The following is a 25554-nucleotide window of genomic DNA, read 5'->3' as shown; positions in this document are numbered from 1 at the left end:
TTCAGCAGCTGCTGTTGCGAATGCGTTCCAGCATCTCATCGCCGTACTGCTCAACGAAATCGGCGTGGACCGCTTCCACGGCTTCCTGGAAAGGTGCTGGATCAACGTTATCGGTCACTGTCATACCACGCTCCTGCAGGAATGCCACGCCCTCCTCTTCCAAGCGTGATACCTCAGCGCGGGTCGCCTCGGTAGCGGCTTGGGCAGCCTCATCAAACCAGGCGCGCTCTTCTTCACTTAGCCCATCAAGCAAGACCGGTGAGCCGAGCAGAATGGCAGGCGAATAGACGTGGCCAGTCAGCGATAGCTGGTCCTGCACCTCATAGAGGTTCGCAGCCACAATGACCGTAAGGGGATTTTCTTGACCATCCACCGTGCCTTGTTGCAAGGCAGTAAATAGCTCTGGCATGGCCATGGGTGTCGGGCTCGCGCCTAATCCCTGAAAAGCCTGCTGATGGATGCGGTTTTCCATGGTGCGTATCTTCAGGCCACGGACATCCTCAGGCGTTGCGATAGCGCGTTGGCTATTGGTGATATGGCGAAAGCCATTTTCCGACCAGGACAGGCCGACCAGGTCATGGTCGCCCATCTTATCGAGCAGTTCCTGGCCAATCTCGCCATCAAGCACGCAGCGAGCCTGCTCGTAGCTGGTAAACAGGAACGGCAGGTCGAGAACGTAGGTCTCTGGCACAAAGTTACCCAATGGCCCGGAGGAGGTGATGACTATATCGACGGTGCCTATTTGCAGCCCCTCGATCATGGCCCGTTCCCCGCCGAGCGAGCCACTGGGGTGATCCGTTACGGTAAAAGCACCATCAGAGAGGTTTTCGAGGGTCTCTTTAAATGCCCGCGAACCGGCGCCATAGTGAGAGTCACTGGAGATAGCGTAGCCCACACTTACCTCTGTGGCGGCCTGAGCCTGAAATGACAGACCTGCCAGGGCCAGAGTGGTAGCGGTGCCGATGGCGGTCGCAAGCGTACGCCGAGCGAAACGAGTGGTCATGGTGATACTCCTAATTGTATTTATTGGTAAGAACGATGGGGAGTAGTAGCCCCTTATTGCTCGCCCGCCAGGCAGGCGAAGATCCATTAGCGATGCTCTGCCACATAGGCATCGATAATCTGCTTGAAATCTCGGTCCCCGACAAAACCCAGCTGGTTCGCTTTAGCAGTTTCAAAGCGCGCGGGCCAGCTTGCCACCAAGGGTTCGATACGCGGGTCTGGCTCATGACGTACACGCGCCACCGCTTCAGCGCCCGCCACCTCACGCAACGCCTCGAGCATTTCGGAAACATTGGTGGTGATGCCCGGCAGAATGAACGCGCGAAATTTACCCAACGCTTCTTCCTGCACTTCGGCGCCATGTATCAACGCTTCGATCACCTTATCTGGTGACATTACAAAAAGCGCCTGATCCAACGGTACGGGGCAAATGGCTTCCTCCCCGTTTAAGGGCTCGCGCAGAATACTGGACGCAAAGCTCGACGCCGCGGCATTCGGCCGCCCAGGGCGAATCACAATAGTCGGCAAACGCAGTACTCTGCCGTCAATCAGGCCGCGTCGGCTGTAGTCGTTGATGAGAAGCTCACACATTGCTTTTTGCGTGCCATAAGACGTTTGCGGCTGCGAAGCCGTCATGTCATCCAGCACATCGGGAAGATCCCCGCCGTAAGCCGCCACGGAGCTTGCCATGACTAGGCGCGTCTTATGCAGACCACGGGCACGGCAACCTTCCAGCAGAGCGCGAGTGGCATCAAAATTGACCGCCATCCCCAGATCCAGATCGGCCTCAGCCGCGGAGCTTACGACCGCAGCCAGGTGGAAGATGACATCGGGCTTTCGATCAAGCGCACTACCCAGCGCATCTGGAGCAGTAATATCCACGGCATCGTTACGGATCGTTATATCAGGCGCGTCGGGTACGGCAGCCTGGGTTTGATCGACCAGGGCCAAGTGGGTGATCGGCTGACCGCACAGCTCTTTACGGTTGATCAGTCGATGTAAAAGGCGCTGTCCCAGAAAACCGGCGGCGCCCGTGATTAAGATATGCATGATTAAGGTGTCCTCGCTTTATTGTAGGTTGTTAGCGTTTGAGACCATGTTTTGGCTACTTACTCATGAGTGAAGCCCATAATGTCGACCCCAGCCCAAACCTTGGCGCGTATCGCCGGCCGGCCTGTATTCGCAGCCAACCCAGCCGCTATAGCCCAGCGCTTCTAGCCTGGCAAATAGCGCCGGATAGTTGATCTCGCCAACATCGGGCTCATGCCGTTCCGGCGCTCCCGCCACTTGAACATGGCCGATAGCGCTGAACTGGCGCTCAAGATGGCGAATAAGGTCTCCTTCCATGATCTGGCAGTGGTAGAGATCAAACTGTAGCTTCAGATTGCTCGCCCCCAGCGCTTTCAATACCGCCATGGCTTGCGCCTGTCTTGATAAGAAGTAATGGGGCATATCACGGGTATTGATAGGCTCGATCAATATGTCCTTGCCCAGCTTGGCAGCCTCAGTAGTGGCGTAGCGCAGGTTACGCAGGTAGGTAGCCTGATGATCGGCCTGGGTCGTCGCGTCGGCATTTTCAGGCAGCAAGCCTGCCATGGCGTGAACATGTGGGCAGTTAAGCGTCTCGGCATAACGCAACGCCTCGACGACCGAATCACGAAACTCGGCTTCGCGCCCAGGCAGGCTGGCAAGGCCTCGCTCACCGGCGTCCCAGTCCCCCGGCGGCAAGTTGAAGAGCACTTGCGCTAAGTGTGTTTCATCAAGTGCCTGGCGCAGCTCTCGAGCGCTATAGGCGTAGGGAAACAGGTATTCGACCCCTTTAAACCCCGCATCAGCCGCCGCCGAAAAACGGTCCATAAAATCGTGCTCGTTAAACAGCATGCTAAGGTTGGCGGCTAATCGAATCATGACGTATCGATACCTCTTTGTTTTTATCTGTAGTCGTAATGTAGGTTAATTTCGAGGAAATCGCGCCTCAAGCTCCGCGACTTGCTCAGGCGTGAGCCCCCGTGGGTTTTCGCCGCGCAGTAGCAAAAACAGTTTGGCCGTCTCTTCAAGCTCTTCGGTGGCGTACACCGCGGCTTCCAGATTTTTGCCGGCCACTACCGGGCCGTGGTTGGCAAGCAGTACAGCGCTGTGTTTACCCGCCAAGCCCCGCACCGCCTCGCCTAGTTTTGGGTCGCCGGGAATGTGATAGGGCACTAGCGGCAGTTTGCCTACCCGCATGACATAGTAGGCGGTGAGCGGGGGAATGCAGTCGCAAGGGTTCACTTCCGGCAAACACGAGACCGCTACCGAGTGGGTAGAGTGAAGATGCACAATGGCGCCCGACTGGGGGCGCTCTGCGTACATCGCCATATGCAGGAACTGCTCTTTCGTGGGCTTATCGCCATCAAGCAGCTGGCCGTTATCATCCAGATGGGAGATTCGCGCCGGGTCAAGTCTTCCCAGGCAGGCGTTGGTGGGCGTCATCAACCAGCCGCCCTCCTCTAAACGCACGCTGATGTTGCCGCTGGAGCCCATGGTCAGGCCGCGATCAAACAGCGATTTGCCTAGCGTGCTGATCTGCTCGCGCAGACTATTTTGGTGATGGTGGCGCAGGTGAACGCTCATGCCAGCACCTCAAAGGCTCGGGTAAAGAAATCGACACTGCCAAAGTTACCCGACTTCAGCGCCAGTGAGAGCGGTGCTTCACGTCCCGCCAGCGGCGCCTGAGTCCAAGGCACGCCGGGATCAATCTGCTCACCGATACGCAGGGTGGAAATTCCCAGCGCCGAGACTACTGCCCCCGACGTTTCGCCCCCGGCGACCAGTAACTTCCCAACGCCTTCGTTAACCAGCGTGATCGCTAATTGGCTCAGTGCCTCTTCGACCAGCGCGCCCGCATGCGCGGCACCCAATACTTGCTGGGCAGCGCTGACTTTCTCTGGATCCGCCGAGGCGTAAATCAATACCGGGGTCTGTGCCGTTAGCTGCTGCCGAGCAAAGGCTAGCGCCTGTTCCCACTGTTGATCACTTTCGGCAAGCGATAAAGGGTCTAGCGCAAAACCGCCCTCGGGATGACGTACCAGGAAATCGGCTACCTGCGCCAGGGTTGCTTTAGAACAACTCCCGGACAATACCAGCGTGCTGCCTGATGCGGGTTGCAAACGCCCCGGTTCGGTAATGGACTCCAGCCAGCCTTGAGCACGGTACTGAGCGGGCAAGGCTTGCCCCAGGCCGGAGCCACCGGTCACCAACGGTATCAGCACGGTAGCTTCTGCCAATATATCCAGGTCCTGCTCATCGAGCGTGTCGCAAATCACATGGCGAGTGCCCTGCTCGGCAAGTGCGGATAAGTGGTCGAAAGCGGCGCTGGCGCCTTTGGCTATTACCGAGTGACCGAGCAAGCCTACCGGATGGGCTGTTTGACGGGATAGGACTCGAACCAGGTCAGCGTCCTGCATCGGGTTGAGCGGATGATGCTGCATACCGCTATCGTTAAGCAGGCGATCACCCACAAACAGATGGCCCTGATAAACCGTACGACCATTAATTGGAAACGCCGGCACCATCACCGTTTGAGAGGCACCCAGGCGATCCAGCAGCGCATCGGCCACGGGGCCGATATTGCCTTTATCAGTAGAATCGAAAGTAGAGCAGTACTTAAAGAACAGCTGCCGAGCGCCCTGACTACGCAGCCACTCAAGAGCCGCGAGGGAATCCGTGATGGCTTCATCAACCGGGCAGGAGCGCGATTTCAAAGCTACCACTACGGCATCAACTTCTTGGAGATCAATCGTCTCCTGCGGCACGCCGATCACCTGTAAGCAGCGCATACCGCCGCGTACAAGGTTATTGGCAAGATCGGTTGCCCCGGTAAAGTCGTCGGCGATCGCTCCAAGGACTATGTTCCCAAGGTCTGTTTTTCCAAGGTCTGTTTTTCCAAGGGCTATCTTTTCAAGGGCTATGCTCTGCTCCGTGCTCATGCTTAGGTTCCCTGAGCATCGTTCGCCGCTTCAGGCAACGTAATGCCTGATAGCCGCTGATAGACTTTGATAACCGCAGAATCATCCTCTCGACCAAAGCCTGCTCCACTGGCCGAGGTGAACTGCTGCAACGCGCTGGCGGCAACCGGCGTGGCCATCGAAAGCTCGCGCCCGGTCTGGTGCACGATATTGAGGTCTTTAATAAAGATATCCACCGCAGAAAGCGGCGTGTAGTCACCTTTGAGAATATGCGGCACACGATTTTCGAACATCCAGGAATTGCCCGCCGAGTGAGTAATCACCTCAAAGATAACCTCGGGATCCAGTCCCATCCGGATTCCCAACGCCATGGCTTCAGCGGCGGTCGCGATATGCACGCCTGCCAACAGCTGATTAACCAGCTTCATACTGGACCCCACGCCGGGGTCATCGCCAAGGCGATAAACCTTGGCGGCCATGCCATCAAGCACGTCACTTGCGTAGTTAAATGCCTCCGCGGCGCCCGATGCCATAACTGATAGCTCACCATTTTTGGCTTTTGCAGCACCGCCGCTAATCGGTGCATCCAGCATCATCAATCCTTCTGCCGCCATCCGCTCGCCTAGCTGTTTCACCTGACTGGGAGCCACCGTGGCACACTGTATGACCAGGCTGCCTGGCGCTAGATGTCCAACCACGCCCTGCTCACCAAACAGCACCTGCTCAACCTGGCTACCGTTGACGACCACTACCAGCACAATATGACAGTGAGCGAGCTCCATAGGGGTTGCTACACTCTTGCCCCCTGCCGCTACAAAGGCATCGCGTGATCCAGCGGCAATATCACATCCAGTCACGTTAAATCCCTGGTGATGTAAGGCAGTAGCGGTGCCCATCCCCATTGCACCCAGGCCAATAACGCCTACTTGAAGTGATTGCTTATCGTGTTGACTCACCGGTCGACACCTCGCTTTTGTTGTATGAATTGCTGGCGTTGCAATGGTTTACTTTCCCTTGAATCTGTTCTGATTGTTCACCTTAACAAGGAAAATGGTAGCGCTGTCATGATAGCGCTACCATTACTTCTAGATTACTCTCAGCATATCGACAAGTTGAACATCAAGGACGTGTGACTAATGTCTAAAGACCTCCCGGCCGCTAACAAGTCACGCCGTCGCTCCGATCAAATCACGCTCAGCCAGGTGGCGCAGGCCGCAGGAGTTTCCCCGATTACGGCATCGCGGGCACTGAACCACCCCGACAAGGTGAGCGACAGTACCCGCCAAAGCGTTTTGGAAAGCGTAGAGCGTCTGGGCTATGTGCCCAACCTGGTAGCGGGTAGCCTGGCTTCTTCCCGCTCCCGGCTGATTGCAGTCATCGTGCCGTCGCTGATCAACAGCGTGTTTGTGGAAGTCATCAAAGGCCTGCAGGAAACGCTGGAAGCGCAGGGATATCAGATCCTGCTCGGCAATACCGATTACGATCTGGACCGTGAGTATCAGCTGGTGCGTACGTTTTTAGGCTGGTCATGTTCGGCCCTGGTCACCGCCGGGCTACGCCATAACGATGCATGCCATACGCTCTTAGCCAACTGTGGCCATCCGATTATGGAAGTGATGGAGCTCGGTAACGGCATAGATCTTAACGTTGGGCTGGATCATGTGGCTGCCGGTCGCTGTATGGCCAGCCATCTTGTCGACAGAGGCTATCAGCGAATGGTGTATGTTGGCGCGCGGCTCTCTCACGATTATCGCGCGGGGATGCGCTACGAAGGGCATAAAGCAGTGCTGAAGGCGAAGGGGCTGGAGGCCCCCTTGTTAGAACTGGATACGTTAGGCAGCCTGCAGGCAGGTGCAGAAAGCCTGGCCCAGGTGTTACAAGACTACCCCGCTACACAGGCCATCCATTTTGCCAACGACGACCTTGCCGCAGGCGCCCTGTTGGCCGCCCAGCGCCAGGGCCTCACGGTGCCTGGCGATATCGCCATTGCGGGCTTCAACGGCTTACCGCTAGGCCAACATATCACCCCAAAACTCACTACTATTCTCTCTCCACGCGAAGACATGGGGCGTTTGGCTGCTCAAGAACTCATTCGCAGGTTAAGCGGTAAAAGCGTCTACCGCCGTCAGCACGACGTGAGTTTTACGCTTCAGGTAGGCGAGAGTACTTAGGCTGGGCCTTATTGTTCCTCATCGATAAAGACACAGCTTAGGTTAGCCATTGGCCTTCTCTAGAGGAGTCCGCTCAGCAGCGCCTGGCTAGCGGGGTGCGCGTGGCTTTCAATTCAACCAGTCTATAAACTCAGCAGAGCGAGCCGCCGAGAGTTTGCAATTTTATTGCCTTCAACACCTAGTTTCCAAAAAGGACGGACGCTATGCGCGATGATGAAAAATATACCAATAACGAAGAGCTGCTGCTTCACCTTCAAAAGCTTTTAGACACTCCAGAAACAGCGGCTCTACACGAGTTTTTTACTGAACTCGATACTTTAGACATTGCGCGGACACTTGAATCCTTCCCGGCCAAAACACGCGATTCTCTTTGGGAGTTTATTCCTGAGGAGGTGATAGGCGAGGTTCTCGCTGAAGTTGACGAAGATATTCGTGCCGATTATATCGAAGATCTATCGGCAAGCGACGTTGAGCAAATTGTTAAAGGCCTGGATGCTCAAGAAGTTGCTGAAGTATTGGATGTTGCTGATGAGTCAATAAAAACCAGCGTCTACGCCAGCCTGGACCAAGATATTCGCGCCCAGGTCGAGAACCTTCATGCCTATGAGGATGATGTAGTGGGTCGTTATATGGACCCAGAAACCGTTAATGTAAAACAGGGCGTGTCGTTGGAGGCTGTGCAACGCTATATCCGAATTCATCATTTGCTCGACGATGAGTCGCAGCAGATCATGATCACCGATAAGGATAAGCGGTTACTGGGTACCTTAACCCTAATTGATTTAATCAAGCAGCCGCAGGATGGCGTGGTTGATGATTATATAAATGATTTTTTTACCCTCAATGACCAAATGAAAGTCAGCGATGCGGCTGCGCTTCTGCGCTCCAAAGAGCTTCACTTTGTGCCCGTATGCGATAGCGACGGCTTACTGGTCGGACAACTAAATGCCGCTGACGTATTAGAAATCACCCAGGATGATGCCGACCTAACGCTTAAGCATATGTCTGGCGTCAGTGATGAAGAGGAAGTCTTTACCCCGATTATGCGCAGCGCTAAAAGCCGAGGCATTTGGTTGGGGATTAATTTATTGACTGCTTTTTTAGCAGCGTTTGTTATCGGGCAGTTTGAAGCCGTGCTGGATCAAATTGTAGCACTGGCCATTTTGATGCCGGTAGTCGCAAGCATGGGGGGTATTGCTGGCAGTCAGACGCTTACCGTTGTTATACGTGGTTTAGCGCTGGGCCAACTCGCGGGTAACAATAAACGCTGGCTATACAATAAAGAGCTATGGGTAGGCATGAGTAATGGTCTAGTTTGGGCGTTAGTGGTCGGGCTGATTGCCTATTTCTGGTTTAGCGACCCTCTGATCACGCTGGTGATAACCCTGGCAATCTTTCTCAACATGAGCCTAGCTAACATCGCAGGCGTACTGGTCCCCCTGGTCTTGAAAAGACTGCAGATTGACCCCGCTTTATCGGGTGCAGTGATATTGACTACCGTTACCGATGTGGTGGGTTTTCTATCCTTTTTGGGGCTCGCCACGTTGATTATCCTGTGAGCATAGCTTATCAAGAAGGCAAGAGGGACACAGTTCCCTTCGCCTGCTAATATTTATCGCGCGCATACCGCCACGCGAATGAAAACCCTGCATAAAGCAGGGTTTTAACATTCAATGCTTTACCTTTCCGCGCCTGCCAAGGAATTGCCGTGCTCCCTGACTACTCCATCATTGCTTGGCTGTTAATCGTATTTTCCGTTTATCTGACAGGTGTTTCCAAAGGGGGCTTTGCCGGAGGTTTCGGCACACTCTCGGTGCCGCTCATGGCGCTGGCGATTAGCCCTACCCAGGCGGCAGGGCTATTGCTGCCACTGCTCTTGGTGATGGATGTATTTGCGGTAAAGGCATGGTGGGGTAAGCATGATATGGCCGAAGTATGGCGCTTTTTGCCAGGGCTACTGATCGGGGTAGCGGTGGGCACGCTGTTATTTGACCGTCTGAGCGAACAGGGGATACGCCTGGTGCTTGGAGGGATATCGCTGGTGTTTGCCACCTATATGCTGTTCAAGCCAGTGGCCAAAAAACCCATTTCCACCCGCTGGGCACTGCCTGCCGCCAGCGTATGTGGCTTTACCAGTTTTATTGCCCATGCCGGTGCCCCACCGCTGAATATTTACCTGCTACCACGCAAGCTACCCAAAGAGACGTTTATTGCCACCTGCGCCGTCTCATTTGCGGTAGTTAACGCAATCAAACTTGGTCCGTATTTGTGGCTGGGTGAGGTGAACGTCACCAGCGCCTGGGCATCGCTGCTGCTGGTACCTATCGCCTGGATCGGCGTACGTAACGGCTTTTGGCTGCAAAGCCGCGTTAATGAAGCGCTATTTTACCGACTGGTTATTCTTGCGATGTTTTTGGTGGGAGGCAACTTGGTTTGGCAGGCCATATTTTAATGAGCCGGTACAATACTAATTATCGTTTCTAGCGTAAAACGAAACATGCTCGCCGTTAACCACGGAGTTTCAATCTTCCTTAACGTTAACCATTATCTCGGTATTCTTTGCCTTTACAGAAGACGTTAACGCTTAGGAAGTATATGATATTGGGATCACTATTATTACCGCCCGCTACGCTGACAGCGAATGAGGAGACCATATGACGGGCCTGTCATCCCCAAGCGATTCGCTTTATATGGCACTCACCAACGAGCTGCCAGCTTTTTTGAGTAAGTCGCTTTTACAATGTAAAAGCCTGCCTGCTTTACCGTCTGTTGCGCTTCGGGTACTTGATATAGCCCGCTCCTCTCGAGCAACTTTAAATGATTACGCCAAGGCAATTGAGCACGACCCTGCGCTTACTATGCGCCTGGTTGCACTGGCGAACAGCGCCTATTACGCGCGCGCCTCAACCTCCATCCATACCTGTATAGAAGCCATGCAACGCTTGGGTTTAAATGCCACGTTGGCAGTGGTGCTGGGCTTTACCCTGTTTCAATATGCCCAAGGAGGTACTTATCGTAACCGGACTTGGCAGCGGGCTATCACTTCAGCCCTGGTAGCCCGTTATCTAGCTGAGCAGCTATGTCCTGACAAAAGTGGCAATACATTTACCCTGGCGTTATTACAAGATATTGGCATATTGGCGCTGCAAGCCGCTTACCCTGAGGAAGCGGAAGCGTTATACGCAGATACTGCGCTATCGCATGGTGAAATAACATTGTCAGAGCAGGCATATTTTGGCTGTGACCACACGCTGGTTGGCGCATGGCTGGCAGCCAAGTGGGGGATGCCCGACCATACTGTTATGACCATACGCCAAAGCCATGAAAGCTTTCTATTGAACGACAAAGCGTTACTCTGTATTCGATTGTCGGGGCCAATTGCTGATGCCTGGTTATCAAGAAACCCAGCGTCGCAGCTAGCTGCAGTGCTTTATCAGTTAAAGACGGTTAGCTATATCAGTGCATTGAAAATAGATGAAGTGTTGCATAATGTTCAACAGCAAACTGACATACTTGCCAATGCGTTGAATATGACTACGTCCGTCGAGGTCGATAGCATGACCCTGTTGGCGGAAGCTCACCAGCTGCTCTTCCAACATACTCTAATGTTGAGTTCCCAACTAGAAGACCAAAAACAAGCCCTAGTCTCTTTACGCTACCCTGATGAAAATCAAAAAGAGCATAGTCGGTGGGATGCCTCTCTCAAGGGCCAGCGTTCAGGGTTAATACGCAGGAAAAAAACGGATTAAACATTGCGCAGGTTAACGCTAAAAAAACAGGCCGCGCGATCGCGGCCTGCCAGGTCAACTATTCATCGCATAAGGCAGATAAAGCGCTATTGCGGGAAAAACATGCATCAAGGCAATCGCCAGCAGCATCAATAGGAAGAAAGGCAGCGTCGCGCGTGTGATGGTTAAAATATCCTTGCCGGTCAGCCCCTGAATAACAAACAGGTTAAAGCCCACAGGCGGGGTAATTTGCGACATTTCCACCACAACCACCAGATAAATACCAAACCAGATAAGGTCGAACCCCGCAGCGCTGACCACCGGCATGATAATCGCGGTTACCAGTAAGATAAGCGAGATACCGTCTAAAAAGCAGCCCATGATCAGCAAGAGCACGGTCAGGGCGATGAGCAGCATGGTGGGAGATAATCCCATCTCGCTAATCGCGCGGGCCAGCTGCATGGGAACTTGGGTAAAGCCCATCGCCGAGGTCAGAAACGAGGCGCCGGCAATAATAAATGCGATCATGCACGCCGTACGAATAGCCGCGAATAGCGAGCTTTTAAATATCTGGGTCGTAAAATGGCCGTTCCAGCGGGCAATCACCATGGATAGCACGACCCCGACCGCCGCGGCTTCGGTGGGTGATGCCAGCCCGCCGTAGATCGAAATGATGATTCCCCCAATCAATAGCAGAATTGGCATTAATGCCAAGGTATTACGCAGCTTCTCAGTGAAGCCCATGTCAGACTCATCTTTGCCGGTAAGGCCTTCCCGATTACCTTTAATAAGCGCCCAGAGTATGAGGTAGGCCATAAACATTGCCAGAATCATCAGGCCTGGGCCGACGCCTGCCATAAATAGTCGTGAAATGGATTGCTCGGTCACTACGCCGTAAACAATCAGCATGATGGAGGGTGGGATCAGCAGGCCTAACGTCGAGGCACTTGCCAGCGTACCGATGGCCATATTGCTGTCGTAGCCACGGCGTTCAAGCTCCGGCAGAGTCATTTTACCCACGGTGGCGCAGGTAGCGGCGGATGAACCACACACGGCTGCGAACATGCCGCTACCGATAATATTGGTATGCAGCAAACGGCCGGGTAAGCGGTTGAGCCAGGGCGAAAGGCCGCGAAACATATTGTCCGCAAGCCCAGAGCGAAACAGAATCTCTCCCATCCAGATAAACATCGGCAGCGCCGTTAAATCCCATCCATAGCTCGCCCCCCAAAAATCAGAGGCAAGGATCGGGCCCGGGTCAAACGGGCTAAAGAATGCCAATGCCACCCACGCAGTACCGATTAGGGCAAAAGCGATCCACACGCCCCCGCCCAGCAAAAGCAATAACGTAAAAATCGTTGCCAAACTGAGTGTTAACACAAGGTCTTCTCCAACATAACGTGGCCAAGCAGTGCTGGCAGAGAGTTAGTGCATTTCGCTGTCATCGGTGGATGTCGCTTCACGAAAACTGGACGGGTCACGTGTTGCTATCCGCAATGCAATAATCAGCGCCTCGATCAGAGCAAGACTAAGTAGCCCTACACTGATGACCAAAACGCTTTGGGGTATCCACAGCGGTATGGATAAAAAACCCGATGACACATCGTTGTATTGAAGGCTTTCTCTTGCCAGCCCAATCAGGCCATAACCGAGTATCAAGCTAATCGCTAAAGCAATCAGCAGGCAGGCCACTTCAAACCACACCCGAATGGCAGAGGGCAGCCGTGAAATCAAAAGCGTCACGCGAATATGGGCGTGATGCACAAAGGTATACGCCAGGCCCAGGAAGGTGGCACCCACCAATAAATAGGCCGCCATCTCGGAAACACCGGTAATACTGATACCCAGGCGATTCAGCCCCACCAGTATCAACAGCGCATCGATGGCACGAAAAGCCACCTGCAGTGCAATGAGGGCACAAATCGCGATCATACACACCGCGGCTCCCCAAGCACCTAAACGGTAGAGTCTGTCGAATTTAAACGTCATGTTCGTTATCTCACCGAGCGCGTGGGTGAAAAGAGGCGGCCAGCGCCGCCTCCATAAAGGTTTTATGCCGTTTAGTTGCCCTGCTGCTCCCGATAACCTTCCAAGGCAGCTTCCGCTTCGTCATCAGCACGGTTCAGCCAATCCTGAAAGAGCTTATCGCCCGCTTCCTGGAGGGCTGCGGCAACCTCTTCATTTGGGGTCGCTACGGTGATGCCGTTCTCTTCAAGCGCGGCGAGGCTCGCATCGTTATCGTCACGGCTCATCTGCCAGCCACGCTCTTCAGCGCGTTCAGCCGCTTCCATCAAGGCATCCTGAGTCGCCTCATCCAGACGATCAAAACTGCGCTGGCTGATAAACACGATGTTTTTCGGAAGCCATAAGTTGGCGTCGGTGTAATAGGACACGTAGTCCCACGCCGTCATGGAATTACCCGTAGAGCTTGACGTAATCATGGCGTCTACACGACCGGTACTGAACGCGGTGGGAATGTCCGACTCTTCGGTTTCGGTGGGACTACCGCCGAGGTTATCCACAAATCGCTGGGTATTGATATTAGGTGCCCGCACCCGCAAACCTTCAAACTGCGCCGGATCTGTCAGCTCGTTGGCGGTATAAATCCCCTGCGCAGGCCACGCGACGGCGTACAGCGGAATCAAGCCTTCATAGGCAAAGAGTTCAGTAATCATGGGCTTGGTGGCTTGCCATAACGCGTAAGCATCATCATAGCTACCGGCTACACCGGGCAGCGTATCCACCTCAAAAATCGGGTCATCGTTGGATAGCACCGACATGAATACCTCACCAGCATCAATCGTGCCGCGGCGTACCGATGGCTTGATTTCCCCGTGGGAGACGAGCGAGCCACCGCTATGCACAGTAATGGTCAGTTCGCCGTCGGTCGCTTCAGCAACATCTTCAGCAAACTGCTTGGTATTTTTGGTGTGAAAACTCGCGTCACCATAAGGTGTTGCCATGTTCCATTGAGCCGCTTGGACAGACGCTGTCGCAGCCAAGCCATAGGCGGTGGCCAGAAGCAGTGGGGTTGCAATACGCATGATGAACATCCTCTTATTGATATTAGCGGAGCGGTTACATAAGGTGTGGCCGTAGGCATCTGTGACAGTACTCAGCGTATTAAACGCCTATCGTTGTTATATCAGTGCACTACCGTAAAAGCATACGCCTGCATTCAACGCCTTTGATGGCAAAATGAAGGCGCAGTGTTTATATCGCAGCATAGTTTATCGCTGGCAGCAGCACAGGTAATGTCAGACGCAAAAGGCCAACTAGCCGCTAATCATCCAAAAAAATCGGCGCCGCCTATCGAAGAGCAGTGTTAAATAATAAATATTATTATAACGATGCGGCTGCTCTGGCAGCCTGATCATAAAGCCCAGACATGGCGCGCAAAATGCCCGCCACTTTACTTATTTCAGCGCGTTCAATCCCCATCGAAGATAGCGAATCGATCAGACATGCTTCGCGAATTTCCGCATAACGGCTACACGCGTCCCTACCCTTTTCAGTGGTACTAAAAAAGGTTTCCTTCCCCTGCTTCTCACCAACCACCAGTTCCAGCTTGGCGAGTTTTCGTAATGCATAAGTGACGGTATGCGTGTCTTCAACGTTGAGCACTAGGCAAATATCGGATTGGCGCTTGGCTCTCGCCCGATGGTTAACCCTATGGAGTACCAAAACATCCAGCGCGCCTAGCTCTGGGTAGCCGGTTGCCGTCATGCAGCGCACCATCCAGCGGTTAAATGCGTGGCTTTGAATAATCACGCCGAACTCGAACTCTGATAGTTCGTGTGCCGTATGCGATAAATGCTCCGATGAGACAATTGGCTCTCGCTCTCTGGACGCGGTCTGGCTGGGTTCTGTCATTGATGACTCATCTTCTATTTGTCTTTGATTGTAAAAGCGTCTTTGCGTGGCGTGCTGACGTTCCTAATAGCTCATAGTCCATGTTTTCAAGGGTATTTGGCAACTTGTTCGAGTGAACGCATTTTTGCATAGACAGATATGTAATAGGCATTGCGTGATTGACATATGAACACCATGCAGATAATTTCTAGATAAATTACATAAAAAATATAGGTATAAGCTCTGTGTCCTTACAACCGCCCTTCCCACTACTGTCCGTTAATTCGCTCGATATTGCTTTCGGCTCCAATCGGGTCGTCAAGGATCTTTCTTTCGACCTTTATCCAGGTCAAACACTGGCAATAGTCGGAGAGTCAGGGTCGGGCAAGTCAATGACATCGCTGGCCATCATGGGGCTGGTTCACTACCTCAACGCCACTATCGCTGGCGGTAATATTCTTTTTCGACGCAGCACGGACAGCGCGCCTGTCGATTTGACGCAGCTCACCGACCGCCAGATGCGCAAGATCAGGGGAAAAGATATCTCCATGATCTTTCAAGAGCCGATGACCTCGCTCAATCCGGTTTACACGGTGGGCGATCAAATTACCGAAGTGCTGTTGTTGCATGGCGATTACACGCGTGCCACCGCGCGTGATGAAGCGCTTCGCCTGTTACGTCTGGTGCGTTTGGCCGATGTTGAATCTCTGTTAAAGCGCTATCCCCACCAGCTTTCGGGCGGTATGCGTCAACGCGTCATGATCGCCATGGCACTTGCCTGCAAGCCCAAGGTACTGGTTGCCGATGAGCCAACGACCGCGCTGGACGTTACGATTCAGGCACAAATCCTCACGATTATCCGCGACCTGCAAAAAGAGTTGGGCATGGCGGTGATCTTTATCACGCACGATATGGGTGTGGTCGCCGAGATAGCCGACCATGTAGTCGTGATGCGTGAGGGCGAAAAGGTTGAAGAGGCCGCAGTGGAGCCGCTTTTCGAGCAGCCGCAAAAGGCCTATACCCGCGCCCTCTTGGCCGCCGTACCCACCCTTGGCAGCATGAAAGGCCAAAACCTGCCCTGCTCCGAGCCGCTGGTGATTTTTGACGGTGCTGACGTCGTTACCCGCGGCGAAGCTACCGTTCAGGATACGGTGCGCGTGCAGGAGCAGCCGATCGTTCGCGTCGATAATCTCGTCACGCGCTTTGATATTAATAAAGGCTTTTGGGGTGGTGTAAGCCACCGCGTGCACGCAGTAGAAAATGTCAGTTTTGATATCTACCCAGGAGAAACGCTCGCCCTGGTAGGGGAGTCCGGCTCTGGAAAATCAACGATCGGACGGACGATTCAGCAGCTGCAGGAAAGCACCAGCGGCGAAATCGTCTTTTCCGGCAAACCGGTCTCACAGATGTCGCGCAGTGAAAAGATGACGCTTCGCCAGCAGGTGCAGTATATCTTTCAGGACCCCTTTGCCTCGCTTGATCCACGCAAGACCGTGGGCTTCTCCATCGCCGAGCCTATTCATACTCACCAGCTACTCAATGGTCGCCAAAACGTTAGCCAGCGAGTGAATGAATTACTGGAACGTGTCGGTCTCAAGCCCGAACACGCCAAACGCTATCCGCATGAGTTTTCAGGCGGACAGCGTCAGCGTATCTGTATCGCCCGCGCACTCGCCTCCAAGCCCAAGCTCATCATTGCCGATGAAGCCCTGTCTGCTCTGGATGTCTCCATTCAGGCTCAGATTATCCATCTGATGATGCAGCTTCAGCGTGAAGAAGGGCTGGCCTATCTCTTTATCAGTCACGATATGGCCGTTGTTGAGAAGATGAGCCACCGGGTTGCCGTTCTGCACCTTGGCCAGATTGTCGAGATGGGGCCTCGTCAGCTCGTCTTCGATACGCCTCAACATGCCTATACCAAAAAACTGCTGTCAGCCGTGCCGGTTGCCGACCCCAAACATCAGCGCCAGCACTTACTGCTGGACGGCGATATTCCCAGCCCAATTAGAAAAGTAGGTGATGAACCCATCGTTAATCCCTTAAACGAAGTTCAGCCTGGCCACTACGTATCACACAGTGAAGCTTCCGCCCCCCTGTAATTGAGCACCTCGGTTTAAATAATAAAGGTTCGGAGAAACGCAAAATGAAAAAAACGACAACGCTATTTAAAGTCTGCACTCTCACCGCTGCCATGCTTGCAACATCAGCAAGCTATGCCGGTTCGCTGACCATCGCTTCGCCGCAGGACCCGGGTAGCTGGGACCCCATCGACACTTTTTTGGTTAACTGGGCTTCTGTCGCCACCAATATTTTTGATGGTCTCACGTACCGTGGCCCCGACCTTGAGCTAGTGCCTGGCCTGGCCACCAGCTGGGAAGAGCTGGACGACGGCAAGCGTATCCGCTTTTCCTTGCGTGAAGACGTGGTCTTCCATAACGGCGAGCCCTTCAATGCCGACGCTGTGAAATTCACCTTTGATCGCCTGCTGGGTGAAGAGGGCTCCCGCGGGCCACAGCGTTCCAACTACACGGCGATTTCTCATGTGGAAGTCATTGATGACTACACCGTCGACTTTTTCCTATATAACTCGGATCCGGTACTGCTGACCAAGCTTGCCGGTTACGGCGCGATGATCGTGCCGCCGGGTTATATCGAAGAGCACGGCGACGATTACTTCAATACCCACCCCGTGGGTACCGGCCCGTTCAAGATGGTCGACTATACGCCGCGCTCAGATGTGAAGCTTGAAGCGTTTGCCGACCACTGGGGCGGTGCGCCCAAGCTTGATAGCGTCACCTATCGTTTTATCTCCGAGCCCTCAACCGCCGTAGCTGAACTGCAGTCTGGTCGGGTGGATATCGTTCTGCCGCCGACCATTCCGATCGGTATGATCGACTCGATCAATAATCACCCTAATTCTCAGGTGGTCAGCGTTCCTTCGCCAACCGTCGAAGCGCTGCGGTTCAATACCCAGTCGGGCATTACCGCCGATGAACGCGTGCGTCAGGCGATGATCATGGCCATCGATCGCCAGGCGATCGTTGATTCCATTCTGGGTGGCGAAGGTCAGGTCATTGCCAGCTTCCAGGGCACCCAGTCTTTTGGTTTCGATTCAGAACTTGAGCCCTACCCTTACGACCCGCAGCGCGCTCAGGCACTGCTCAAAGAAGCCGGTGTTGAACCGGGCGCGTCGGTACAAATTGATGTACGCGGCAACGATGCCACCTTTGGTGAAGTCGCTCAGGTCGTCGCGGCCTACCTACAAGGGGTGGGCATCAATGCCTCCATCCAGCCTTACGAAACGAACGTATTGCTCAACGATATTATCCCTGCAGGGCGTACCGGTGAGATGTTCCAACAGAAGTGGGGCGGCTGGACCTTTGACTTCGACAACACTGCCTACCTGATGTACCACTCCGGTGAGCGCTGGAACCCCTATGACAGCGATGCCACGCTGGACGAAATGCTCAATTCACAGCGCAGCATCACCAACCGCGAAGAACGGGAAACCCTGCTGCAGTTCGTCGCCCGCTACACCAAGGAGCGTGCGCTTGAAATGCCGCTCTATAGCCTGAACGCGCTCTACGGCGTCAGCAACCGGGTACAAAACTTCGAACCAGCGCCCGATAACCGGGTGCGCCTGACCGATGTCGACGTTTCTGAGTAATCCCGATGGACCGTTGCCCCAGGGCAACGGTCATTTCTTCATTTAGGGGGAGGCCACGTGGCCAAGTTTTTATTCTATCGCGTGCTGCAAGCACTGTTCGTGCTGGTAGCGGTAACGTTGATCGTGTCGTTTGCGATTCGCCTGACAGGCGATCCAGCAATAATGCTCGCACAGGGCGCCGGTAGTATTACCGAGGCAGACCTTGAACGCATTCGCGAAGCGCTCGGCTTAAACCAGCCGTTTCTGGTGCAGTATCTGGAATTTTTAAAAGGCCTGGTTACCGGTGATATGGGGCGCAGCTTTATGGGCGGCACCTCGGTAAGCGAACTGATTGGCCGTGCACTTCCGGCAACGCTGGCGTTGGCATTCGCATCGCTGCTGATATCTATCGTTGTCTCGATTCCACTAGGCATCAAGGCCGCGGTTTCGCGTGGCAAGTGGCCAGATCAGATGATTCGAATCCTGTCGCTGGTAGGTCTTTCATTTCCTAACTTCTGGCTGGCGATCATGCTGGTGCTGCTGTTCTCGATCACCTTTAATCTGCTGCCGCCCAGCGGTATGGAAGGATGGCAGAGCTTTATCATGCCGGCAGCTACCATGGGCATCATCTTGACGGCGACGAACGTTCGACTGGTGAGAACCACCATGCTGGAAACGCTGCGGTCACAGTACATCATGGTTGCGCGCGCGAAAGGCCTCTCCAATTCTGCAGTGCTTTACAAGCATGCACTGCGCAATTGCTCGATTCCGCTGATCACCTACTTTGGCCTGCAGTTCGGCGGCTTGCTGGGTGGCATTGTGGTCGTCGAGCGGGTTTTCAACTGGCCAGGGCTGGGCACGTTGGCCTTTGACGCCGTTGCGGCGCGTGATTACCCCGTACTGCAGGGCGTTATTACCGTCCTGTCGCTTATGATCATCTCCATCAATCTGCTGGTCGACGTCGCCTATGGGTTTGTCGATCCACGCGTCCGGAAGAGCTAGGGTGCCATTATGTCCGTAAATTCTCTTGATCTGGGGCGCTTCAAAAGTATCGAGTTCATCATGGGCGCTGTACTGGTTGGCGGTATCGCCTTTGCCGTGCTGTTTTCCCACTGGCTGTTTCCAGGAGGCGGTAGCGAGGTAAACCTCGCCATGCGCCTGACGCCGCCCATGACCGAGGCAAGCTTTCCGTTCGGCACCGACCCGCTGGGCCGCGATGTGTTGGCACGCGTCATCATCGGCGGCGAAATTTCGCTGAAAGTCGGATTCTACTCGGCGCTCGGCGCGGTCGTGATCGGCATCATCATGGGCCTGCTGTCAGGCTACTACGGCGGTTTTGTCGACATGATCGTCATGCGCTTTGCCGATGTTCAGCTCGCCCTGCCCTTCATACTGCTCGCAATCACGTTCATTGCGGTGATCGGGGGTGGCCTGAACAACATGATCATACTGCTGATTATCTCGCAGTGGGTGCAGTACGCCCGCTTGGTGAGAGGGTCGGTAATGTCGCTCAAGGACCGGGAGTTTATTCTTTCGGCCAAGGCGATTGGCGTACGCGACTGGCGGATTCTTTTTCAGCACCTTCTGCCCAACCTGCTCGGCCCGGTCGTCGTGCTGATGACACTCAACGTGGCGAACAATATTCTGCTGGAAAGCAGCCTGACGTTCCTGGGTTTGGGGATTGATCCGGTGATTCCCAGCTGGGGCGGCATGCTGGCCGAAGGCCGTAACTATCTGCAAACAGCCTGGTGGGTCAGCGTTTTTCCTGGACTCGCGATTTTGCTTACCGTTTTAGGCCTTAACTTATTGGGCGATTGGCTGCGCGATGCTCTTGACCCAACAGGGCGGACCTCACGATGAAGACGCTTCTGGAAACTACGCTAGAGCGCAGCGTCGATACGCTCGTGGCGCAGTATCAGCATCAACTTGCTGCGGGTGATCACTTAAGCGCCTGGGTGTTCGATGATTTAGCTGCCCGGCAGGCGGCTGAACGGGCATTAGCGGCTCACGGTATTCAGGCGCATTTTCTGAGTGCCTATAAACCGCTGGTACACTTCTTTATCGAAACGCTGGGCGAGCGTCCACTTCACGCGATTCATATCCGCTACCCTGCCCCTAAAGAAGCGCCTCAGCGATTTCTGCTGGAAGCTTACCCACTGGCAGGGCTTATTAAAGACGCCGTGACACTTACCTGGGAGGCGGTAGTTTGTGAGGCGCAAACCGCTCTCTATTACTATGAGCTGACGCTCACCCACACTGACGGTAAGCTTGAGCACATCGAGGTAGCCGCGCCCAATCGTTGCCACATCGACCATGTCGATACCCAGCAGCTTTCACCCTGTGGCTGGGTGCAGTGGCGTACGGCTCAGGGGGAAAGCGCAAGCGCCTTTTATGCCTGCGACTACGCCCTACTGTTCGAGCTGGCCATGCAAACGGTCACTCAAGCCTCTTGGCCTGCCCAGCAGCCTTTGTTCGAAGAGTTGAATATCAGCGTTAACCTGCCCTGTCAGGATACATTGCTCCCCTTCGGCAAGGAGCACATTAGCCTTGCCGAAGGGCTGCATGAAGATCTCTACTTCTCGCTGCTTGAGTATTATCAGCACCTTGCGGGCTTGCCTCTGGGCGATCGTTCAATCCAGCCGGGGCAAATTGTCCCCGAGATACGTACGCGTATCGATGCGCCGCCGTCTATTTCGATTACGCTACGCCCGCTGTGTACCGCACAGGCACAAGCAACGGCAGATATTGCGCTTATCAAGGCACCGCGTGCGCCGGGCGTGCAACAGATAACCAACCTGCTGGAGGCCATCGACGGTGATGTTATCACCGCCAAGAGCCGCAGCGGGCGGATATTGTCTGCCCGCTATCGTAAGGGTAATGACCGTGCGGTAATCATCAGCGCGGCCCAGCATGCCAACGAAACCTCAGGTATCGTCGGCGCGCTGCGTGCCGGGCGTGAGCTGGCCTCACGACCCACGTCGCACTTTGTGCTCTCGCCGCTGGAAAACCCTGATGGTTATCATCTCCAGCAGCGTCTCGTCGCCGAGCAACCAACCCACATGCATCATGCCGCCCGCTATACGGCGTTTGGCAATGACCTTCAGGCCCAGCCGATTAACGGCGATTTCGAGCTGGCGATTCGCGAACGCGCTAAAGCGCTGAGCGGCGCCGATCTGCATATCAACCTGCATGGCTATCCCGCCCATGAATGGACGCGTCCGCTGACCGGCTATGTGCCGCGCAACTTCGAGCTGTGGTCTATCCCCAAGGGCTTTTTTCTTATCATGCGTTATCACCAAGCATGGGAAATCCAAGCCAAAGCACTGCTTACCAGCGTTACCCAGCACCTCGCTACGGTACCCGGCCTAGTTGATTATAACCTTGGTCAAATTGATATCTTTGAAGCCCATGCCGGTCGTCTAGAATTTGATATTAGCCATGGGATTCCTTACCTACTGACTCGCGATGACGATCAGTTGACACCGTTGCAGTTGATTACCGAATATCCAGATGAAACGATCTACGATGCTGATTTCATCATGGCGCATCAGGTGCAGTACGAGACCATAATGAGTGCTTATCGGTATTACCAGGCGATGACGCTGCCCCAATAAACAGGCAGCCAAAACGCTTGGTATTCGTATCAACGACGTCGATCACCAGGAGAGTACATAATGACCGACAAAAAACTCCCTCTACTCAACTGCGACATGGGCGAAAGCTTCGGTAACTGGACCCTTGGCCTGGATGCCGAGGTCATGCCTTACGTTGACTGTGCCAATATCGCCTGTGGTTACCACGCCTCCGACCCCCATGTCATGCGCCACACCGTCGCACTGGCGGCCAAGCATGGCGTGCGCATTGGGGCTCATCCTGGCTATCCCGACTTGATGGGTTTTGGGCGACGCTCCATGGCCTGCTCGGCGGCTGAAGTCGAAGATATGATTCTTTATCAGGCGGGCGCGCTTGCCGGTATTTGCCGCGCGGAAGGTGTCGAGCTTAGCTACATCAAGCCGCACGGCGCCATGTATAACGATATGGCTGCCAACCTTGAGCTCTTGGAAGGCGCGATGCGTGCTGTACAAGCGTTTGATGCAAGCCTTCCGCTGATGGTGATGGCCACCGCCGATACCGAGCCACACCGCGAACTGGCTGAAAAAATGGGCATTACGCTCTGGTTTGAGACCTTTGCTGACCGCGCCTATGAGGCGAACGGTCACTTGGCATCGCGCCGCTTGGCGGGTGCTGTACATCACGACCAAGCGACCATCGTGGCCCAGGCCATTGCGCTGGCCAAGGGCGAAGCCCTGACCGCTCGTGACGGCACCGCGCTTCACCTGCCCTGCGACACGCTCTGCGTGCATGGCGACAATCCCGAATCCATCGCGGCCGTACGTGCCATCCGTGATGCCTTCAAAGCGTTGGAGTCTGCGTGAAACTGCGTCTTGAAACCGCTGCCATGGATGCGCTGACAGTACGTCTGTTCGATGCGATCGACGAGCGCAACATGGCCTGGATCATGGCGGCTGACACCGCCCTGCGTCACGCTTTCGGGGATGTGCTGATCGACCTCGTCCCCTCTTACACGACGCTGTTGATTCATTATGATTGCCGGTCGATGGCCTTTGTCGAGGCCACGGCTCTCGCCCGCGAAGCGCTTAAAGACTTGCAGCCTGCCGATACCCAAAACGGCCAGCTGCATGAAATTCCAGTGTGGTACGACGAAAGCGTTGGTCCTGAGCTGCCACAGGTGGCCAAGCGCGCGGGGTTAAGCGTTGAACAGTTGATCGAGCGTCATTGCGGCCACGACTACAGCGTGTTCGCCCTTGGTTTTGCTCCTGGCTATGGGTTTATGGGACTGGTGGATGAAAGCCTGACTACGCCACGCCTAAAGACACCACGGCGACGCGTAGCCGCCGGAAGCGTAGGCATCGCCGATCGGCAGACGGCCATCTACCCGCTGCTCTCACCCGGTGGCTGGAATATTCTGGGCCGCACGGCGGTTCCCCTATTCGAGTACGCCCGGCGCGGTGAACCGTTATTTCGCCCCGGTGACAAGGTACGCTTCACGTCCATATCCAGGGCGGAGTTTGAAGCCGCCGGCGGCGATACCACACCACTGGAGGAGCGCGCATGAGCCAAGGCCGCATGATCGTCAAACAGGCCGGGCCGCTTGCCCTGATTCAAGACGCGGGGCGTTTCGGTGTAGGCCACCTGGGCGTTACCCAGAGTGGCGCTGCCGACTGGATCTCTTATAACTGGGCGAACTGGCTGCTAGGCAACCCGGCCAATAGCGCGGCACTGGAAATCGTCATGGGCGGCAACCTGACATTAGAAGCCGGCAGCGACGTCTGCCTTGCGCTGACCGGGGCCGATCTCGATGCCCGTATCGACGGCGAGCCACTCGCCCCTAACGCGTGCTTTACTCTCAAAGCAGGGCAGTGCCTGACGTTTCGCCAGCCTCGCGCCGGGCTACGCGTTTACCTGGCATTCCCCGGCGGGCTACAGGCCCCGGAGGTCCTCGGTAGCCGTGCCTGCACCGCGCGGGAAATGATCGGTGGCCTGCATGAAGACGGCAAGCCACTGCAAACTGGCGATCAACTAAGCTGGCAAGGCGATGCGCCGTCTCCCCGCCAACTGCCTGACAATGCCGGTTTGCCCATGCCACAGAATCGCTGCCAGCTTCCTCTGGTGCTGGGCTCCCAGGTAGCCCACTTTGCCGGGCGTAGCCTTTATCAGGCGTTCAACCAACCCTGGACGGTCGACCAACGCGCCGACCGTATGGGCATTCGACTGACCGGCCAAGCGCTTAAAAGCAAATTGGAAGGGGTGATTTCGGAAGGTATTCCCTTAGGCGCGGTACAAATACCCCCCGATGGCCAGCCTATCGTCCTGATGAATGACCGCCAGACGATTGGCGGCTACCCCCGCATCGGCGCGCTCACCCCCAGTGCCTGCGCGCGGCTCTCCCAATGCCTGCCCGGCACAGAAGTCTGGCTACGTCCGGTGAGCGCTACCCAGGCTCAGGTGACTCACCGCCGCCAGCTGGCGGTGTGGGAGTAAGCCATTAAGAAAGGCTCAAACGTCAAAAGGCACCCGCAGGGTGCCTTTTGTATTGAAATGCCGCTAACGGTCAGTTTCGAAGCATCTGTATATCTTTTACAACGATATCGCCATCAACCACGACAGGCTCGTCGTCCAAAAATAGCGAGCAATTACGCATAGGGATATCCAGATGGCAGGCCGTATCGTTGGGCCCGCCCAGTTCGTTATTGGGGCCGGTGGAGAACATCACATTGCCATAAAAGCTGCGCGGCTCCATGCCCATCCCACCGGGGAACTCGCCGGGCACCATGCGGTGCCACTTGGCATCTGGGTTCATGCCCCAGCCAACATGACTCATGCCCAGGCCACGCTCATCGTTGAAACTGTCCATGTAGGACTTGACCAGCTCAGCATCCAGACTACCTCGAATATCGGTAATCCAGCCCTTCTTGATGGTGTAGGTGATTGGCTCGCGGACATACATGTTCTGGGGTAACAGGATATCGCCGGGCGCTACGACAATGGTACCGTCCACGCCATCGTCATCACCGCCGGTAAACACGAAACCGGATGGCCAATGATCCCAACGGCCTGGTTCATCGGTACACGCATACTCGGCAACCGTCGGGTAGGTATTGAGCTGGTAAGTCACGTCGGTGCCATGGGCGGATGTGATGCGCATTACCTTGGCCCTGGCCAATAGCTCAGCGGCAATCTCGACCTTCTCTCTAAGCTCCTGGGTCGGCAGCATACGCGCCAACAGTTCAGGCGGCTCAACCGCGGTAAGAATGCGAGTGCCTGCCGCCTGAATGGCCATCTGTTCAGGGGAGAACAACAGGAAAATACAGTCGATGAGCATGTCGCAGTTCTTGAGCGCTTCCACCGCCTCGGGCATTGCAGCAAGCCCTGTAGTGCCGACGTTCCACCCCCCCACAAGAGGCGGTGGCGGCAGACGCATATGGTACATATTGGCGCCTAAACGCTGCCCGGCGGCCATGAAAGCATCGGCATAATCGAGCCGGTCGTTACCCTGGGTCAGTACGATGAGCCTTTCATCGGACTTTACGCCGGACATTCTCAACTGATGAAGACAGATTTCCGTAAAGCTTGCGTGATCCATAACCACTCCTGCATATCGTCAGTATGACGTTGAAGGCGGTAAC

Annotated in this window: 23 protein-coding genes; 12 read left to right on the top strand and 11 right to left on the bottom strand. The window is 55.0% G+C overall.

From position 1 onward, the window contains the following. Position 1: 1 nt before the first annotated feature. The 6 genes from D467_RS0108095 to ltnD all read right to left on the bottom strand — a co-directional run bounded on the left by D467_RS0108095 (position 2) and on the right by ltnD (position 5905). Positions 2-1003: a TRAP transporter substrate-binding protein gene (locus tag D467_RS0108095; RefSeq protein ID WP_018917004.1), complete on the bottom strand. Its 1002-nt coding sequence runs from the start codon at positions 1001-1003 to the stop codon at positions 2-4. An 86-nt stretch (positions 1004-1089) separates the two neighbouring features. Further along, positions 1090-2052: a D-erythronate dehydrogenase gene (gene denD, locus D467_RS0108090; protein WP_018917003.1), complete on the bottom strand. Its 963-nt coding sequence runs from the start codon at positions 2050-2052 to the stop codon at positions 1090-1092. Between the two features lie 63 nt (positions 2053-2115). Then, positions 2116-2910: a 2-oxo-tetronate isomerase gene (otnI, locus tag D467_RS0108085; protein WP_018917002.1), complete on the bottom strand. Its 795-nt coding sequence runs from the start codon at positions 2908-2910 to the stop codon at positions 2116-2118. A gap of 45 nt (positions 2911-2955) precedes the next feature. Next, the gene (otnC, locus tag D467_RS0108080) at positions 2956-3615 is read right to left on the bottom strand and encodes a 3-oxo-tetronate 4-phosphate decarboxylase (protein WP_018917001.1); all 660 of its coding nucleotides are present in this window, start codon (positions 3613-3615) and stop codon (positions 2956-2958) included. Beyond that, on the bottom strand, positions 3612-4970 hold the full coding sequence (gene otnK, locus D467_RS0108075; protein WP_018917000.1) for a 3-oxo-tetronate kinase: 1359 nt from the start codon (positions 4968-4970) through the stop codon (positions 3612-3614). The genes otnC and otnK overlap by 4 nt, the downstream gene beginning before the upstream one ends. 2 nt (positions 4971-4972) lie before the next feature. Then, positions 4973-5905: an L-threonate dehydrogenase gene (gene ltnD / locus D467_RS0108070; protein ID WP_018916999.1), complete on the bottom strand. Its 933-nt coding sequence runs from the start codon at positions 5903-5905 to the stop codon at positions 4973-4975. Between the two features lie 180 nt (positions 5906-6085). Between ltnD and D467_RS0108065 the strand changes: the two genes are divergently transcribed. The 4 genes from D467_RS0108065 (at position 6086) to D467_RS19115 (ending at position 10869) form a co-directional block, all read left to right on the top strand. Beyond that, positions 6086-7120, top strand: coding sequence for a LacI family DNA-binding transcriptional regulator (locus D467_RS0108065; protein WP_018916998.1), 1035 nt, complete (start codon positions 6086-6088; stop codon positions 7118-7120). 203 nt (positions 7121-7323) lie between these two features. Then, positions 7324-8679: a magnesium transporter gene (mgtE, locus tag D467_RS0108060; protein WP_018916997.1), complete on the top strand. Its 1356-nt coding sequence runs from the start codon at positions 7324-7326 to the stop codon at positions 8677-8679. A 149-nt stretch (positions 8680-8828) separates the two neighbouring features. Next, complete coding sequence (locus D467_RS0108055) at positions 8829-9572, top strand: sulfite exporter TauE/SafE family protein (RefSeq protein WP_018916996.1); 744 nt, start codon at positions 8829-8831, stop codon at positions 9570-9572. A gap of 202 nt (positions 9573-9774) precedes the next feature. Further along, complete coding sequence (locus D467_RS19115) at positions 9775-10869, top strand: HDOD domain-containing protein (protein ID WP_018916995.1); 1095 nt, start codon at positions 9775-9777, stop codon at positions 10867-10869. 54 nt (positions 10870-10923) lie between these two features. On the opposite strand, the gene D467_RS0108045 is transcribed toward D467_RS19115, so the two are convergent. The 4 genes from D467_RS0108045 to D467_RS0108030 form a co-directional block, all read right to left on the bottom strand. Further along, complete coding sequence (locus D467_RS0108045) at positions 10924-12228, bottom strand: TRAP transporter large permease (RefSeq protein WP_018916994.1); 1305 nt, start codon at positions 12226-12228, stop codon at positions 10924-10926. 45 nt (positions 12229-12273) lie between these two features. Next, complete coding sequence (locus D467_RS0108040; RefSeq protein WP_026285669.1) at positions 12274-12837, bottom strand: TRAP transporter small permease; 564 nt, start codon at positions 12835-12837, stop codon at positions 12274-12276. A gap of 71 nt (positions 12838-12908) precedes the next feature. Further along, a complete protein-coding gene (locus D467_RS0108035; protein ID WP_018916992.1) occupies positions 12909-13892 on the bottom strand; it encodes a TRAP transporter substrate-binding protein in 984 nt (327 codons plus the stop codon). A gap of 298 nt (positions 13893-14190) precedes the next feature. Then, positions 14191-14721: a winged helix DNA-binding protein gene (locus D467_RS0108030; protein ID WP_018916991.1), complete on the bottom strand. Its 531-nt coding sequence runs from the start codon at positions 14719-14721 to the stop codon at positions 14191-14193. Positions 14722-14945: 224 nt separating this feature from the next. On the opposite strand from D467_RS0108030, the gene D467_RS0108025 reads away from it, so the two are divergent. Genes D467_RS0108025 through D467_RS0107990 form a run of 8 tightly spaced genes read left to right on the top strand, consistent with a single transcriptional unit; the run spans position 14946 to position 24409 of the window. Further along, entirely contained in the window at positions 14946-16799 is a 1854-nt protein-coding gene (locus D467_RS0108025; protein WP_051081713.1) for an ABC transporter ATP-binding protein, read from the top strand. A gap of 44 nt (positions 16800-16843) precedes the next feature. After that, positions 16844-18367, top strand: coding sequence for an ABC transporter substrate-binding protein (locus tag D467_RS0108020; RefSeq protein ID WP_018916989.1), 1524 nt, complete (start codon positions 16844-16846; stop codon positions 18365-18367). A gap of 57 nt (positions 18368-18424) precedes the next feature. Further along, complete coding sequence (locus D467_RS0108015; protein ID WP_018916988.1) at positions 18425-19348, top strand: ABC transporter permease; 924 nt, start codon at positions 18425-18427, stop codon at positions 19346-19348. Positions 19349-19357: 9 nt separating this feature from the next. Further along, positions 19358-20206, top strand: coding sequence for an ABC transporter permease (locus tag D467_RS0108010; RefSeq protein ID WP_018916987.1), 849 nt, complete (start codon positions 19358-19360; stop codon positions 20204-20206). After that, positions 20203-21960 (top strand): M14 family metallopeptidase, encoded by a 1758-nt coding sequence (locus D467_RS0108005; protein WP_018916986.1) that lies wholly within the window; start codon positions 20203-20205, stop codon positions 21958-21960. Before D467_RS0108010 ends, D467_RS0108005 begins: the two co-directional genes overlap by 4 nt. 60 nt (positions 21961-22020) lie before the next feature. Next, positions 22021-22782: a 5-oxoprolinase subunit PxpA gene (locus tag D467_RS0108000; protein ID WP_018916985.1), complete on the top strand. Its 762-nt coding sequence runs from the start codon at positions 22021-22023 to the stop codon at positions 22780-22782. Beyond that, a complete protein-coding gene (locus D467_RS0107995; RefSeq protein WP_018916984.1) occupies positions 22779-23483 on the top strand; it encodes a 5-oxoprolinase subunit B family protein in 705 nt (234 codons plus the stop codon). Before D467_RS0108000 ends, D467_RS0107995 begins: the two co-directional genes overlap by 4 nt. Further along, the gene (locus D467_RS0107990; protein WP_018916983.1) at positions 23480-24409 is read left to right on the top strand and encodes a 5-oxoprolinase subunit C family protein; all 930 of its coding nucleotides are present in this window, start codon (positions 23480-23482) and stop codon (positions 24407-24409) included. The genes D467_RS0107995 and D467_RS0107990 overlap by 4 nt, the downstream gene beginning before the upstream one ends. Positions 24410-24479: 70 nt before the next feature. On the opposite strand, the gene D467_RS0107985 is transcribed toward D467_RS0107990, so the two are convergent. Then, the gene (locus D467_RS0107985) at positions 24480-25511 is read right to left on the bottom strand and encodes a 2,5-dihydroxypyridine 5,6-dioxygenase NicX family protein (protein ID WP_018916982.1); all 1032 of its coding nucleotides are present in this window, start codon (positions 25509-25511) and stop codon (positions 24480-24482) included. Positions 25512-25554: the final 43 nt, after the last annotated feature.

This window comes from Vreelandella zhanjiangensis DSM 21076 (genome assembly GCF_000377665.1).
Lineage (GTDB): Bacteria > Pseudomonadota > Gammaproteobacteria > Pseudomonadales > Halomonadaceae > Vreelandella > Vreelandella zhanjiangensis.
Note: the sequence above shows the minus strand (reverse complement) of the source record. Positions and strands in the feature narration are given on the sequence as shown.

Coding starts and splice junctions, on each gene's coding strand:
- D467_RS0108000 (WP_018916985.1), top strand. CDS start 22,021: ATGACCGACAAAAAACTCCCTCTACTCAACTGCGACATGGGCGAAAGC.
- mgtE (WP_018916997.1), top strand. CDS start 7,324: ATGCGCGATGATGAAAAATATACCAATAACGAAGAGCTGCTGCTTCAC.
- D467_RS0108005 (WP_018916986.1), top strand. CDS start 20,203: ATGAAGACGCTTCTGGAAACTACGCTAGAGCGCAGCGTCGATACGCTC.
- D467_RS0107990 (WP_018916983.1), top strand. CDS start 23,480: ATGAGCCAAGGCCGCATGATCGTCAAACAGGCCGGGCCGCTTGCCCTG.
- D467_RS0108020 (WP_018916989.1), top strand. CDS start 16,844: ATGAAAAAAACGACAACGCTATTTAAAGTCTGCACTCTCACCGCTGCC.
- denD (WP_018917003.1), bottom strand. CDS start 2,052: ATGCATATCTTAATCACGGGCGCCGCCGGTTTTCTGGGACAGCGCCTT.
- otnI (WP_018917002.1), bottom strand. CDS start 2,910: ATGATTCGATTAGCCGCCAACCTTAGCATGCTGTTTAACGAGCACGAT.
- D467_RS0108065 (WP_018916998.1), top strand. CDS start 6,086: ATGTCTAAAGACCTCCCGGCCGCTAACAAGTCACGCCGTCGCTCCGAT.
- D467_RS0107985 (WP_018916982.1), bottom strand. CDS start 25,511: ATGGATCACGCAAGCTTTACGGAAATCTGTCTTCATCAGTTGAGAATG.
- D467_RS0108010 (WP_018916987.1), top strand. CDS start 19,358: ATGTCCGTAAATTCTCTTGATCTGGGGCGCTTCAAAAGTATCGAGTTC.
- otnC (WP_018917001.1), bottom strand. CDS start 3,615: ATGAGCGTTCACCTGCGCCACCATCACCAAAATAGTCTGCGCGAGCAG.
- D467_RS0108040 (WP_026285669.1), bottom strand. CDS start 12,837: ATGACGTTTAAATTCGACAGACTCTACCGTTTAGGTGCTTGGGGAGCC.
- D467_RS19115 (WP_018916995.1), top strand. CDS start 9,775: ATGACGGGCCTGTCATCCCCAAGCGATTCGCTTTATATGGCACTCACC.
- D467_RS0108095 (WP_018917004.1), bottom strand. CDS start 1,003: ATGACCACTCGTTTCGCTCGGCGTACGCTTGCGACCGCCATCGGCACC.
- otnK (WP_018917000.1), bottom strand. CDS start 4,970: ATGAGCACGGAGCAGAGCATAGCCCTTGAAAAGATAGCCCTTGGAAAA.
- D467_RS0108035 (WP_018916992.1), bottom strand. CDS start 13,892: ATGCGTATTGCAACCCCACTGCTTCTGGCCACCGCCTATGGCTTGGCT.
- D467_RS0108030 (WP_018916991.1), bottom strand. CDS start 14,721: ATGACAGAACCCAGCCAGACCGCGTCCAGAGAGCGAGAGCCAATTGTC.